Source organism: Tidjanibacter massiliensis, from assembly GCF_900104605.1.
Lineage (GTDB): Bacteria > Bacteroidota > Bacteroidia > Bacteroidales > Rikenellaceae > Tidjanibacter > Tidjanibacter inops.
This window is the reverse complement of sequence record NZ_LT629960.1, coordinates 1331383-1345122: the sequence shown is the minus strand read 5'-3', so window position 1 is coordinate 1345122 and position 13740 is coordinate 1331383. Positions and strand designations below refer to the sequence as shown.

General features: G+C 58.1%; 9 protein-coding genes and 1 pseudogene. 9 read left to right on the top strand and 1 reads right to left on the bottom strand.

The genetic code is table 11. From position 1 onward, the window contains the following. The first annotated feature begins 34 nt into the window (after positions 1-34). From BQ5361_RS10340 to cdaA, 3 genes are all read left to right on the top strand, one after another. Positions 35-286 carry a hypothetical protein gene (locus tag BQ5361_RS10340; protein WP_022064050.1) on the top strand — a complete coding sequence of 84 codons (252 nt, stop codon included), beginning with the start codon at positions 35-37 and terminating at the stop codon, positions 284-286. A 265-nt stretch (positions 287-551) separates the two neighbouring features. Then, the gene (secDF, locus tag BQ5361_RS06685; RefSeq protein ID WP_022064051.1) at positions 552-3647 is read left to right on the top strand and encodes a protein translocase subunit SecDF; all 3096 of its coding nucleotides are present in this window, start codon (positions 552-554) and stop codon (positions 3645-3647) included. Positions 3648-3837: 190 nt separating this feature from the next. Continuing rightward, positions 3838-4650: a diadenylate cyclase CdaA gene (gene cdaA, locus BQ5361_RS06680; protein WP_022064052.1), complete on the top strand. Its 813-nt coding sequence runs from the start codon at positions 3838-3840 to the stop codon at positions 4648-4650. A gap of 473 nt (positions 4651-5123) precedes the next feature. On the opposite strand, the gene rmuC is transcribed toward cdaA, so the two are convergent. Beyond that, positions 5124-6419 carry a DNA recombination protein RmuC gene (rmuC, locus tag BQ5361_RS06675; protein WP_035472245.1) on the bottom strand — a complete coding sequence of 432 codons (1296 nt, stop codon included), beginning with the start codon at positions 6417-6419 and terminating at the stop codon, positions 5124-5126. An 86-nt stretch (positions 6420-6505) separates the two neighbouring features. Here rmuC and rpe point away from each other — a divergent pair, with 86 nt between their 5' ends. The 6 genes and pseudogenes from rpe to BQ5361_RS06645 all read left to right on the top strand — a co-directional run bounded on the left by rpe (position 6506) and on the right by BQ5361_RS06645 (position 13588). Next, positions 6506-7168 carry a ribulose-phosphate 3-epimerase gene (gene rpe / locus BQ5361_RS06670; protein WP_022064054.1) on the top strand — a complete coding sequence of 221 codons (663 nt, stop codon included), beginning with the start codon at positions 6506-6508 and terminating at the stop codon, positions 7166-7168. 156 nt (positions 7169-7324) lie between these two features. Beyond that, positions 7325-8686, top strand: a pseudogene (locus BQ5361_RS06665) (ABC-F family ATP-binding cassette domain-containing protein); the annotation flags it as partial. A 720-nt stretch (positions 8687-9406) separates the two neighbouring features. Then, positions 9407-10135, top strand: a complete 729-nt coding sequence (gene rlmB, locus BQ5361_RS06660; protein WP_022064056.1) for a 23S rRNA (guanosine(2251)-2'-O)-methyltransferase RlmB — start codon at positions 9407-9409, stop codon at positions 10133-10135. A 192-nt stretch (positions 10136-10327) separates the two neighbouring features. Further along, complete coding sequence (locus BQ5361_RS06655) at positions 10328-11041, top strand: M48 family metallopeptidase (protein WP_035472401.1); 714 nt, start codon at positions 10328-10330, stop codon at positions 11039-11041. A gap of 175 nt (positions 11042-11216) precedes the next feature. Beyond that, complete coding sequence (locus BQ5361_RS06650) at positions 11217-12389, top strand: arginine deiminase family protein (protein WP_081976786.1); 1173 nt, start codon at positions 11217-11219, stop codon at positions 12387-12389. A gap of 263 nt (positions 12390-12652) precedes the next feature. After that, positions 12653-13588 carry a DMT family transporter gene (locus BQ5361_RS06645; RefSeq protein ID WP_022064059.1) on the top strand — a complete coding sequence of 312 codons (936 nt, stop codon included), beginning with the start codon at positions 12653-12655 and terminating at the stop codon, positions 13586-13588. Positions 13589-13740 lie beyond the last annotated feature (152 nt).

Here is a 13740-nt window from a genome sequence, read left to right as displayed (position 1 = left end):
GTTGGATGTATATTTCACATAAAACCATATAGCTATGACAATAACCTTTAATGAGTTGCGCCGTATCAAGGACCAGCTTCCGAGCGGCAGCACCCAGCGTATTGCGGATGAACTGGGAGTGGATGTAGAGATAGTGAGGAATTACTTCGGCGGACGCCATTTCGAGAGCGGCAATACCGTGGGTGTACACTTTGAACCGGGGCCCGACGGCGGCGTCGTCACACTGGACGATACGGCCATACTCGACTGCGCAAAGCGCATCCTCGACGAGCGGCAGGCGAACTGACGCGGCCGGGTTTTGAAGAAAATACTGTCCGTTCCAGACGGACATCGGTTGGCGGGGCTGTCCGGAAGGGCGGCCCCGTTCCGTTTTTCTCTCCCGCCGGGCTCCCTTTTTCCCCTTCCGGATGCGAATAGTGGCTGATACCCTGTTGTATTTTACGAAAAAATATCTATTTTTGCGCACTATTGGGAAGAGTGTCTGCAGCCTCCTCGTGCGGCTGCGGCTTATGCGACGCAATTAACTGAAAAAATAATAACTCTTACTTACAATGCAAAACAGAGGCGCTATCAAAGCAATTGCGATTATTTTGGCTATCGCTTGTGCTTACCAGCTTTCGTTCACATTCGTGGCACGGAACATCGAGAAGAAGGCCGCCCGCTATGCCGAAGGGTTCCCCGTCGAACTCCAGCAGGAGAGGCAGCAGTCTTACCTCGACTCTATCAAATCCCAGAAAGTATTCCTGGGCTTCACCTACAAACAGGTCAAAGAGAGGGAAATAAACCTCGGCCTCGACCTGAAGGGCGGTATGAACGTCATGCTCGAAATCTCCGTCGAAGATGTGGTGAGAGCCCTGTCCAACGACAGTCAGGACCCCATCTTCAATGCGGCGCTTTCGCAGGCACGGAGCGAGCAGAAGAACAGTGCGGAAGATTTTATTACACTCTTCTCGCGTGCATACGCCGACCTTTCGGGCAATGCTCCGTTGGCGCTCATCTTCAATACCCAGGAGCTGCGCGAAAAGATTACTCCCACCAGCACGAACGAACAGGTCATCCGTGTATTGAGGGAAGAGGCCGAAAGTGCGATAGACAACTCGTTCAACGTGCTGCGCAGCCGTATCGACCGCTTCGGCGTCACGCAGCCCAATATCCAGAAGATAGGGGCCTCGGGCCGTATCCTCGTGGAACTTCCCGGTGTCAAGGAGCCCGAACGCGTACGCAAGCTTCTTCAGGGAACGGCGTCACTCGAATTCTGGCTTACCTATAATAATACGGAGATATTCCCGATGCTTGAACAGGCCAATGCGGTGGTGAAAGAGCTGCAGAAGGCTTCCGATGCCGCAGCGGCCGGAGAGGAACAGCAGGCGCTGCAGGATACCGAGGTGGTGGACGTGACCGAGATAACCGACGGACAGGTTACCGAAGTGGCAGTCAGTGAGGAGAGTGCCGAGCAGGACCTGCTGGCCGAGTTGGAGAACCGGCCCGATGCCGCTGCCATGACGGGGGCCGATGAGGCGGTTATGGATGAATTCCCGCTCTTCGCGAAACTCTCCCCTGCATTGAGCGAAACGGGCCAGATAATGAACGGCCCGGTGATAGGGTATGCGAAATCGTATGATACCGCCGCCGTCAATTCGATGCTCAACACCCCGCAGGTACGTATGCTGCTGCCGCGCGACGTGAAACTCATGTGGGGCGTGAAACCGATAGACCCGGCCGAAACCACCTATGAACTTTATGCCATCAAAGCCAATACGCGCGACGGCAAGGCTCCGCTGGACGGTTCCGCAGTAGCCGATGCGAAGGGCGATTTCGCCGAGCAAGGCTCTGCTGCCGAGGTTTCCATGACCATGACGCCTACCGGTGCCAAAACCTGGGCCCGTATGACGGCCGATAACATCGGCGAATTCATTGCCATCGTGCTCGACGGCTATGTCTATTCCGCACCGAGGGTGAACAGCGAGATACCCAACGGACGTTCCTCCATTTCGGGACAGTTCACCATTCAGGAGGCCAAGGACCTTGCCAACGTGCTGAAGTCCGGTAAGCTGCCGGCGCCGGCCCGCATCACCCAGGAGGCGGTGGTCGGTCCGTCGCTCGGACAGGAGTCCATCAATTCGAGCATGATTTCGTTCGTGATAGCTTTCTGCTGCGTCCTCATTTACATGATGTTGTTCTACAACAAAGCGGGTATGGTGGCGAGCATCGCACTGGTTGCGAACCTCTTCTTCCTGTTCGGAGTGCTCGCTTCGTTCGGAGCCGTGCTGACACTGCCCGGTATCGCGGGTATCGTGCTGACGATGGGTATGGCGGTGGATGCCAACGTCCTCATCTACGAACGTGTCAAAGAGGAGCTGCGGGGCGGCAAGGGATTGAGTCTCGCCGTGAACGAAGGATACAAGAACGCCATGTCGGCCATCATCGACTCCAACGTGACGACTATCATCACGGGTATCGTCCTCTTCGTATTCGGTAACGGCCCCGTACAGGGATTCGCTACCACGCTTATCATCGGTATCCTGACCTCTCTCTTTACTTCGCTCTTTATCACCAGGTTGATATTTACGGGCATGCTCAGCCGCGGGAAGAACATCCGCTTCTCGAACAAGTGGTCGGAGAATTTCCTCCAGAACGTGCATGTCAATTTCCTCGGTATCCGCAAGTGGGCATACGGCGTATCGCTGCTGCTCATCGTGATAGCCGCCGTGTCGTTGATGACCCGCGGCCTCAACTACGGCGTGGAGTTCTCCGGAGGCCGTACCTTCGTGATACGGTTCGACCAGGTCATCTCCGACAACGACGTCCGCTATGCGCTCGACCAGACTTTCATGTCGGACGACGTGGAGGGCGATGCTGCCTACAAGAGCTTTGAGGTGAAACAGTTCGGCTCGGAAGCGCAGATGCAGAAGCGCATTACTACGCAGTACAAATACGATGATGACAGTCAGGATGCGAATACCACGGTAGAGCGGCTGATGTACGAGGCGCTTGCACCGCTTTTTGCTACGCCGCTGACGTTCGAAGAGTTCCATTCGACGGCGACCAATCCCTACGGTATCATCTCCGCCGACATGGTGGGCCCGAGCGTGGCGAGCGACATTACCCGTAACTCGTTCATCGCGGTATTCATCGGCCTCTTCGCCATCGGTATCTATATCATCATCCGCTTCCGCAGATGGCAGTGGGGTGCCGGCAGCGTCATCGCCCTCGCCCACGATGCATTCCTGACCATCGGTGTCTTCTCCCTGTTTTACGGCATCCTGCCCTTCAGCATGGAGGTGAACCAGTCGTTCATTGCGGCTATCCTGACCATCATCGGTTACTCCATCAACGACAAGGTGGTGGTGTTCGACCGTATCAGGGAGTATATGGGACTGTATCCCAAACGTTCGATGTTCGACAATATCAACAATGCGATAAACCATACGCTGTCCCGTACGATAAACACTTCGGCTACGACGTTCGTGGTGCTGCTCGCCATCTTCCTTTTCGGCGGTGAGGTTATCCGCGGGTTTGTATTCGCCCTCATGTTCGGTATCGTTATCGGTACGCTCTCTTCCATCTTCCTTGCGACGCCGGTCTCCTATGACCTGATGTCGCGCAAGGCCAAGGCGCCGGCAGCCCCCGTAAAGACGGCGAAGTAATATCATCCGGATATTCCGGACCTGTTGCAGCCGGAGCCGCCCCGAAAGGGCAGCTCCGGCTTTCTGTTCCGGTTCATTCGGCAGGCGTTTTTTTGAAAACGGCCGGACTGCCGGCCGGCTCTTTTTCCCGCTGCGGTTATTGACATGTCCCGTTTTTTTATTTAGTTTTGTGTTTCAAATAGAGGCTGGTATGGATTTCATCCGGATAACATTCGTCGATATCCTTGACATCGTGTTGGTGGCGATGCTGATGTATTACCTGTACAAGGTGTTGCGCGGTACGCATGCGATGAGCATCCTTTCCGGTATCCTGTTGCTCTTCGTCGTCTATATCGTCGTCCGTGCCCTCAACATGGAGCTGCTGACGTCGCTTATCGGCAGTCTGACCAGTGTCGGTCTTATCGCTTTGGTCATCATTTTCCAGCCGGAGATAAGGCGTTTCCTGCAGGTGTGGGGCAATCAGTTCCGTGACCGGCAGCGCTCTTTTCTCGGACGCATATTCGATTTTAAGGGGAGCGGCAAAGTGGCGGACCTCGAATACATCAACCCGATAGTCAGTGCATGCGGCGATATGTCTGCGACGAAAACGGGAGCTCTGATAGTGATAAAGACGGAGGGTAACTTGCAGGAGATAATCGATTCGGGGGTCCGTGTGGATGCCATCATCTCCACGCCGCTGGTCAAGAACCTTTTTTTCAAGAACTCTCCGTTGCATGACGGGGCGGTAGTCATAGCTGATAACCGGATAGTGGCGGCCAAGTGCGTGCTGCCTTCCACCCGTTCGGAGGTACCTATTTCGTTCGGCATGAGACACCGGGCTGCTCTCGGCGCCAGCGAAACGACGGATGCCATCATCGTGGTGGTGTCGGAGGAGACGGGCAATATCTCCGTGGCCCATAACGGCAAGATAAACGTGGGCCTCTCTTCCACCGAACTCAAGGCCGAACTGATGCGGCTCTCCGCTCCCGAAGAACCGCACGCCAAGACTGCAAAAGCCTCCTGAGAGGCGTAACGGCAGGTGGACGGCGGTGCCGTTGGCCGGTAGAGACAGGGTGTCGGGGGTGTTTTTTTCGGGGAACGGGGAGAGCGGAATCTTTTTCCCGAATGTCGGTCGGGATTTACGGAAACATGGAAAGGATAAACGGGACGGTTCTTTCGTCCCGCTGTTTTTTGGTATTTCTCGTCTCTGTGTGCGGGTAGGGGGGACGGGGGATATGCCTATGCCGGGAACGATAGAAGACAGGCGGCGTTCGTGGGAAGGTTTTCTTCTCCGGTGCGGTGGAGTGATTCGGCCCTGTTTGTCGGGATGTCGTTTTTAAGTCGGGAGCGATGGAATACAGGAGGGGCCGTAAGGAGGTTTTCGTGATGTATGGAGCGGTTCGGTGCGGGGACGGCTTTTCTTTATTCCGGGATGGAGGGGTACTGCAGCGGAAGACCGGGCCGTACGGAGGCTGCGCATGGCGGGTTTCCGTTCGGTCACTCCTCGACGGGCAGGTCGTCGGACTCTTCCAACATGGACTGGGGCAGGGATTTGGAAACTTTGATGTTCAGGGCGCTGAGCCGCTGGGCTCGGCTGACGAGGTTGCCGGTGCCGGTGCGGAGCTGTTTCATCGCCTTGTCGTAGTTGCCCTGCATGGTGTCGATATTCTTGCCGATTGTTTCGAGCGTAGTGACGAATCCGACGAATTTGTCGTACATCATGGCCCCCTCGCGGGCGATGCGGTTGGCGTTGCGTCCGAGGTCGTCGCGTTTCCAGAGGTCGTCCACAATCTTGAGCATGCCGAAGAGGTTCGTGGGTGAACTGATGATGACCTTTTTGCGGTAGGCCTCGTCCCACAGGCCGTTGTCGTACTGTACGGCAGCCAGGAAGGCCGGTTCCGTCGGAATGAACATGATGACGAAATCGGGCGAACCGAGCACGTTCTCCTGGTAGCTTTTGCGGCCCAGCTCGTTGACGTGGTTGCGGACGGAGCGCAGGTGTTCGGCCATGGCCCGGCGGCGCGACTCTTCCTCCTCGCATGCACAATAGTTCACGTAGGCCGTGAGCGATACCTTGGAGTCGATGACCACCCGTTTGCCGTCCGGCAGGTTCAGGATGACGTCCGGCCGGAGGTTGTTCCCTTCGGCGTCCTTCACGTTGGTCTGTGTCGTATAGTGGATGCCTTTCTGCAAATTGGAACTTTCGAGAATGGTGTCGAGTATCATTTCGCCCCAGTCGCCCTGTACCTTGCTGTTGCCCCGCAGGGCGGAGGTAAGGTTGTTGGTCTCCTCGGTGATGCGGCGGTTGAGCTCCATCAGACTGTTGAGTTCCGCCTTGAGGGCGCCGCGGTTCTCGTTCTCTTTGGAGTAGATTTCCTCCACCCGCTGCTTGAAGTCGGAGATGTTGTCCTTCAGCGGCTTCAGAATAATGTCGAGCGACTCTTTGTTGACATCCTTGAACTGGCGCGTCTTGCGTTCGAAGATGTCGTTGGCGGTCTTCTCGAACTGGAGCATCAGCATCTCGTTCTTCTCCTTCAGCTTCTCTCCCTCTTCGTCGAGCCGGGCCGTGAGCGCTTCGATGTCCTTGCGGGCTGCCACGAGGTCGAGCTCCCGTGCGCGCAGCTCGCCGGCCAGCTCCGTACTCCGTGCCGTTTCTGCAGCCGTGCGGGCCTCCTCCTCCCCGATGCGCAGGGACTGCGCGTGCAGCCGGCGGCGCTGGGACAGGCAGAGAACGGAGAGGATGCCGCATGCGGCGGCGAAAATGACAGCGGTGATTATCAGAAAGATTTGCATATCGTCTTATTTCGTCGGAGAGCTCTCCAAAGTTACCCGTTTTTTTCGGAAATTGCCTTACCTTTGTGCAAATGTTTTAAAATGCCATGGAACGCATTATCTCCCCTTCTATGCTTTCGGCCGATTTCGGCCACCTCGACCGCGACACGAGGATGATTGACGAAAGTGCCGCGCAGTGGATACACATTGACGTCATGGACGGCGTCTTCGTGCCCAACATATCGTTCGGCTTTCCGGTGATGAAACCCATCCGTCGGGCGAGCGCGAAGTTTCTCGATGTACATCTGATGATAGTGGAGCCGGAGAAGTACCTCAGGCGTTTTGCCGAGGCGGGAGCCGACCTCGTGACTTTCCATTACGAGGCGACGCAGGACCCGCTGGGCGCCATCCGGATGATTAAAGAGTGCGGTGTGAAGGCGGGAATTTCCGTCAAGCCGGCTACTCCGGTGGAGGTGCTCGGAGAGTTGCTGCCCGAGCTCGACCTTGTACTCATCATGAGCGTGGAACCCGGTTTCGGCGGCCAGAGTTTCATGGAGGGCAGTTGGGAAAAGGTGCGTCGGCTGCGCCGCATGATAGACGACCGCGGTCTGCCGGTGCTGATAGAGATAGACGGCGGCGTATCCGCGTCCAATGCAGGCGACCTCTTTGCAGCGGGTTGCGATGCGCTCGTGGCCGGAAGCGCGGTGTTCGGTGCCGCCGACCCGAAGGCGGAAATCGTGAAGATGCTGGAGGCACAGTCCTCCCGGTAACGGCAGCCGGTGCCGGGAGCTGCAGGATGTGCGGGAGAGAACCGTGGCGGATGCGGTATCCGAAGGGTGCGCCGTTGCGTTGTGCTTTCGGCCATGGGATGGCGCATACCGTTTTTGCCGCTGGAGAGGCGTGTTTGAAAAGGATTAGGTTGACAGATGATTTCAGTAGATAACCTGACCGTCAGTTTCGGCGGCTGGGATTTGTTTAAGGACATATCGTTGCTCGTGAATCCCAAAGACCGCATCGGTCTGGTGGGTAAGAACGGTGCGGGCAAGAGTACTCTGCTCAAGGTGATTGCCGGCGAGCAGCCCGCCACGAGCGGTACGGTGACCCGCAGCGGCGACGTGACGGTGGGGTACCTGCCGCAGCAGATGAAGGTGGCCGATACCACGAGTCTCGTGGAGGAGACGGCGGGAGCCTTTACCGAGGTCATCGCGTTGGAACGGGAGATAGCCGAACTCACCGATGAGATTGCCGTGCGCACCGATTATGAAAGTGCCGATTACGAGAAACTGCTCCACCGGCTGAACGATGCCACGGACCGTTACCATATTCTCGGCGGAGACAACCGCGAGGCGGAGATAGAGAAGACGCTGCTCGGACTGGGCTTCCGTCGCAGCGATTTCGATCGTCCCACGAGCGAGTTCAGCGGTGGGTGGCGCATGCGCATCGAGTTGGCCAAACTGTTGCTTCGCCGTCCTTCGGTCTTTCTGCTCGACGAGCCTACCAACCACCTCGACATCGAGAGTATCCAGTGGCTGGAGGGGTATCTGAAGGAGTACAACGGGGCCGTCGTACTCATTTCGCACGACCGGGCATTTCTCGACAACGTGACCAACCGTACGGTGGAAATCATGCTCGGCAAGCTGTATGACTACAAAGTTCCGTACAGCAGGTATGTGGAGCTGCGGCGCGAACGGCGCCAGCAGCAGATGGCCGCCTACGAGAACCAGCAGCGCATGATAGAGAAGACGGAGGAGTTCATCGAAAAGTTCCGTTACAAACCCACCAAGAGCAATCAGGTGCAGTCGCGCATCAAGCAGCTGGAGAAGCTCGACCGTATCGAAGTGGACGAAGAGGACCTGAGCGCCCTGAGCATCAAGTTTCCTCCGGCGCCCCGTTCGGGACAAATCGTGGCCGAGGTCAAGGGGGCGGGCATGAGTTTCGGGGAGAAACATGTCTTCAGCGGTGCCGAATTCACCATCGAGAAGGGTGACCGCATTGCGCTCGTGGGGCGCAACGGCGAGGGCAAGACTACGTTCGCGCGGATGCTCGTCGGCGAGCTCCGGCCTACGGAGGGGAGTATCCGGGTCGGCGTGAATGTCAATACGGGTTACTACGCCCAGAACCAGGACGACCTGATGAACGGTGATTTCACCGTGTACGATACCCTCGACCGGGTGGCGGTGGGCGACATACGCACGCGGCTGAGGGATATTCTCGGCGCGTTCCTCTTCCGGGGCGAGGATATCGACAAGAAGGTGAAGGTGCTTTCGGGCGGCGAACGCAGCCGTCTGGCCATGGCCCGTATGATGCTCGAACCCCACAACCTGCTCGTGCTCGACGAGCCGACGAACCACATGGACATGCGTTCGAAGGATATTCTGAAAAATGCCCTGCTGAAATACGACGGGACGCTGGTGGTGGTATCACACGACCGCGAGTTCCTCGACGGACTGGTGGACAAGGTGTACGAGTTTCGCGACGGAGGGGTGAAAGAGTATCTGGGCGGTATCTGGTATTTTCTGGAGAAACGCCGGGTGGAGTCGATGCGCGAGATAGAGGCGCGGCAGCCTGCGGCATCGGCCCCGGCTGCGGCGAAGCCGGAGAAAAAGAAGGTGGATTACCAGCAGAAGAAGGAGCTCGAACGCACCATCCGCAAGACGCAGGGGGCCGTGGCCGCTGTGGAGCAGCGGATAACCGGTCTGGAGGCGGAAGTCGCCGAATGGGACAAACGGCTGGCAGACCCCGCCGCGCACGGGATAGACCTCTCCGACGGAAGTGTGTTCGGGGAGTACAACGCCCTGAAAGAGCGGCTGGCATACGAGGTGCATGAGTGGGAGAAGCTCGGATATGAGCTGGAATTGCTCGAAGACCGGTTGAAGGAGATGCTCTGAACGGGCATGCGGCCGTGGAAAGGCATGGGCAGTCCGCAAGAGAACGAGAAGGGTCGGCCGCAAACGGCGGTCGGGAATAGATAGGGAACGATATCCGGAGAACGGAGAAGAGGGTACGGTATGGAAAATATCATTTTCGGCATACGTCCGGTCGCAGAGGCGATACAGTCAGGCCGGCAGATAGAGCGGTTGTACATAAAAAAGGATGCCGGGGGGCAGCTCATGACCGAGTTCAAGGACCTCTGTTGGCGGTACAGGGTGCGCTGGCAGGAGGTGCCGGTGGAGAAACTCAACCGGATGACGCGCGGCAACCACCAGGGGGTGGTGGCGCAGATAGCCGCCATCGGTTATGTAGCGTTGCAGGATATCCTCGACCGGGTGCCCGACGACGAAACGCCGCTGATTGTGGTGTTCGACGGCGTGACCGACGTACGTAACTTCGGCGCCATCGCCCGCAGTGCCGAGTGTGCCGGGGCCCACGGGCTTATCGTTCCCATGAAAAACGCCGCTCCGGTGAATGCCGAAGCGGTGAAGGCTTCGGCCGGGGCGCTGAACAGGATTCCCGTCCATCGGGCGGGCAGCATCCGCAATACGCTGAAATATCTCTCCGAAACGGGCATGCAGATAGTTGCCGCGACCGAGAAGTCGCGTACGCTGATTTACGATGCCGACCTCGGCAAGCCGACGGTCATCGTCATGGGAAGCGAGGACAAGGGGATTTCAAAGGAGGTTCTTAAACTGTGCGACGTGCAGTTGGCCGTACCCATCATCGGGTCCATCGAGTCGCTGAACGTTTCGGCTGCCGCGGCCGTGCTGCTGTTTGAAGCGGTGCGCCAGCGGATTCACTGACCTTGGCGGTGGAACCGTCCGGAACAGTGCCGCGTGCGGAGAGTCGCAGCAGCCCTGTCGGAGTGCGGGGGCGGTCAGCGGAGTTTGTGGTCGTGGGGAACCGCATGGGCAGGCGGACGGAACAAAAAAGACGGGGGCGGAACGAGGGGGCGGAGGTGCCTGCCGTTCCGCTTCCGAACGGATATAAAAGGTGTGAAGAAGAGGGTAGTGCATCCTGTTTTCGGGGAGGTGACGGTGTTCGGTACCCGTCGGGCACGGCGTATCTCGGTGTCGGTCCGACCGTCGGGCGAGGTGCGTCTGACCTTGCCGGCGGGATGTTCCGTGCGGGAGGGACTCGCTTTCCTCGCTGCAAAAGAGTCGTGGGTGGCCGCGGCGCTCGAAAGAATGGAACGAAGCCACCCTGTCCGCCTGCTGGAACCCCCTTATGCCACCCGTACCCACGTTCTGCGTTGGTATCCGGAGCCGGGCAGGGAACGGGTGGTGTGCCATGTCACGGCGGACGAAATAGCGGTTTCGTTTCCGGTTTCGATGCCGTCCTCCTCCCCGGAGGTGCAGGCGGCGGCGAGGGAGGGAGCCCTCCGTGCCCTGCGTGCCGAGGCGAAGGCGCTGCTGCCGGGCATGGTGGAGGAGCTCGCCGCCCGGTACGGTTTCCGGTACGGAAAGGTGACCGTCCGTGCCACGCGCAGCCGGTGGGGCAGCTGTTCCTCGCGCAACGATATTTCACTCAGCATCTTCCTCGTGCGTCTGCCGCTGCCGCTCATCGAATATGTGATTGTCCACGAACTTTGCCATACGTGCCATAAGGACCATTCGGCCCGTTTCCATGCGCTGGCCGATACGCTGCTCGGCGGTCGGGAGAAGGAACTTGCGCGGGAGATACGCCGCTATGTACCGGATGTGGTGTGAGCCTGCCGGCGGCAGCGGATTTGGATAAAAGAGGGGAATTGCTTAATTTTACACGTTTTTAACGCGGTACCGGCAACAGCCTCGTTTCGGTGCCGTATCCGGAAAGATTAAACCGAAGGGGCGGCCGCCGGGCCGGATTGTCTGCCGCCGCTCCGCCAAACGATATCGAACAGTTATGACTATTTTGATGCATGAACCCACCGAGGAGCTGTTTCTCGGTGTGATACATCCCGATGCGGCTCTGTTCGCGGATTATTTCAATGTGGACCAGGCCTCCAGGGAGCACAGGAATTACCGGAAGGCACTGACGGAGGCCGGTGCCCGTGTACTGACCGTTAGGGAGGTGCTTCTCGACGGTACGCTCGACGGGGAGGGTAATGCGGTGGAGGGGCCGGCGCTCGACGCCCTGCGTACCTTTGCCGGAGAGTTTCTCGTGTACAATACGGATGCTATCCCTGCCCAGCGCGATGCCCAGCGGGCATACAAGGAGGAGGTGCTCCGCAAGGCCAATCCCAAGGACCTGCTGCGCATCATCCTGCTTCAGCCGGAAGTGGTGCTGTCGCATACGGAGGGGAATACCGGTTTCGCGGCCACTTACAGGCAGCGGCCGATGATGAATCTCTTCTACATGCGCGACCAGATGATAGCGACTTTCAAAGGGTTGGTCATCGCCCGCATGCACTCGCCCCAGCGGGAAGTGGAGAGCCGCGTAGCCGAATTTTGCCTCAATAAGATAGGAATGCCGCCGATAGGCCGTATCAGCGGCGAGGGGGCTTATCTCGAGGGGGGAGACTTTCTGCCTTTCGGCAGCAGCGCCTTTATCGGATGCGGGCTGCGCACGACGCAGAAGGCCATCGACCAGCTCATGGAGAACGACTGGCTCGGTACGGACAGGCTCATGGTTGTTCGGGACAACTGGCTCGAACAGGAACAGATGCACCTCGATACCTATTTCAACTGCATCGACCGCGACCTGGTGACGCTGTCGGCAAACCGCTACAAGGCCGGGCCCGATTCGTCGCAGTACTTGACGGTAGATGTGTACGAGCGGAAGAATGGCCGGTACAGCAGGACGGTCGAAGGCGCATGTTTCGTAGATTTCCTCGAAAAGACGCTCGGCGTGAAAGTCATTCCCATATCGCGGCCGGACGAGCTGAATTACGCCAACAACTACCTGACCATCGGCCCGCGCCGCATCATGGCCGTCGCCGGACAGTCGCAGGAGCTGCAGCAGGCGTTGGCGGCGCACGGCGTCGATGTGACGTGGATACCGCTCCCCAACCTGACCAGAGGATACGGTGCGGCGCACTGCATGACGCAGATTCTCGGTACGGAAGAGGTTTTCTGAGGAAGGAAAGCGGATTTGGCCGGGAGAGTTTGGCAAGCCGGTGTCCGTAAGCGGATAGGGGCACGGTATCCTTTCCGGCAGCAAGGAAAAGGGATTGCAAGATGCAATCCCTTTTTTATTTGTGTGCAGCGTACCCGGTCGTAAGGTGCGGTATGGTCGTCTCGACCGCATCACATTTGCGGGCCGGGCTTATACCCGCCGTCCGTTTTCGGTTTTTCACCGGATATATTCGTTATATTTGCGCGGAAAAATTAAGACTCTTCATGAATACGAAGCTGAAAGGTTATGTGCTGGGGGCCGTTGCGGCGGCATCGTACGGAATGAATCCGTTGTTCGCGCTTCCGCTCTACAAGGAGGGGATGGACCCCGATTCGGTGCTCTTCTTCAGGTATCTGCTCGCCATTCCTCTGCTGGGTATCATGATTAAGGCCCGGGGACGCGATTTCAGGCTCAAGCGGAAAGAGATAGTACCTCTGATAGTCATGGGCCTTCTCGTGGCCCTGTCGTCGCTCACGCTCTTCCTCAGTTACAACTATATGGATGCCGGAATAGCCTCCACGCTCCTGTTCGTCTATCCGGTGCTGGTGGCTTTGATTATGGCCCTCGTATTCAAGGAGAAACTGACGATGCAGACCGGATTGTGCATCGTCCTCGCGCTGGTCGGCATCGCGCTGCTCTACCGGAGCGGTGACGGAACCACCCTGAGCCTGACGGGAACCGTACTCGTGCTGGTTTCGGCATTGGCTTATGCCATCTATATCGTGGGTGTCAATCAGACGGCGCTGAAGAGTGTGGCGACACTCAAGGTCACCTTCTATGTGCTGCTGTTCGGCCTGTCGCTGTTCCTCGTCCGGCTGGATTTCGGCCGGGACGTGTGTCTCCCCGACCGGTGGTATTCGTGGGGCAATCTGCTTGCGCTGGCGGTCTTTCCCACGGCCATATCGTTTCTTTGTACGACCAGCGCCATACAGTACATAGGTTCCACGCCTACCGCGATACTCGGCGCACTGGAACCCGTGACCGCCGTTTTCTTCGGGGTGACGGTATTTGGAGAGGCGCTGACGCCGAGGATAGTGTGCGGGATAGTGATGATAATTCTGGCCGTGACCTTCATCGTAGCCGGAGGCAGCATCACCGCTTATCTGGTGCGTTTCCGCAAACTCTTCCCGAAGCTGTCCCGGCGGAGGCGTGCCGCCTGATAACGGGGCCGCTGCCGTAGTAAGAGGCGGGCGACGGAGGAGGCTTTTTCGGAACGCCTCCCTTGTACGGGGCCGGTGCGGGAAACGGCCGCTTTCCGGGGGTAGGGGAGCGTTTCGTTCGTTTCCTACAGGCGGAACGAACGTCTGGTCTT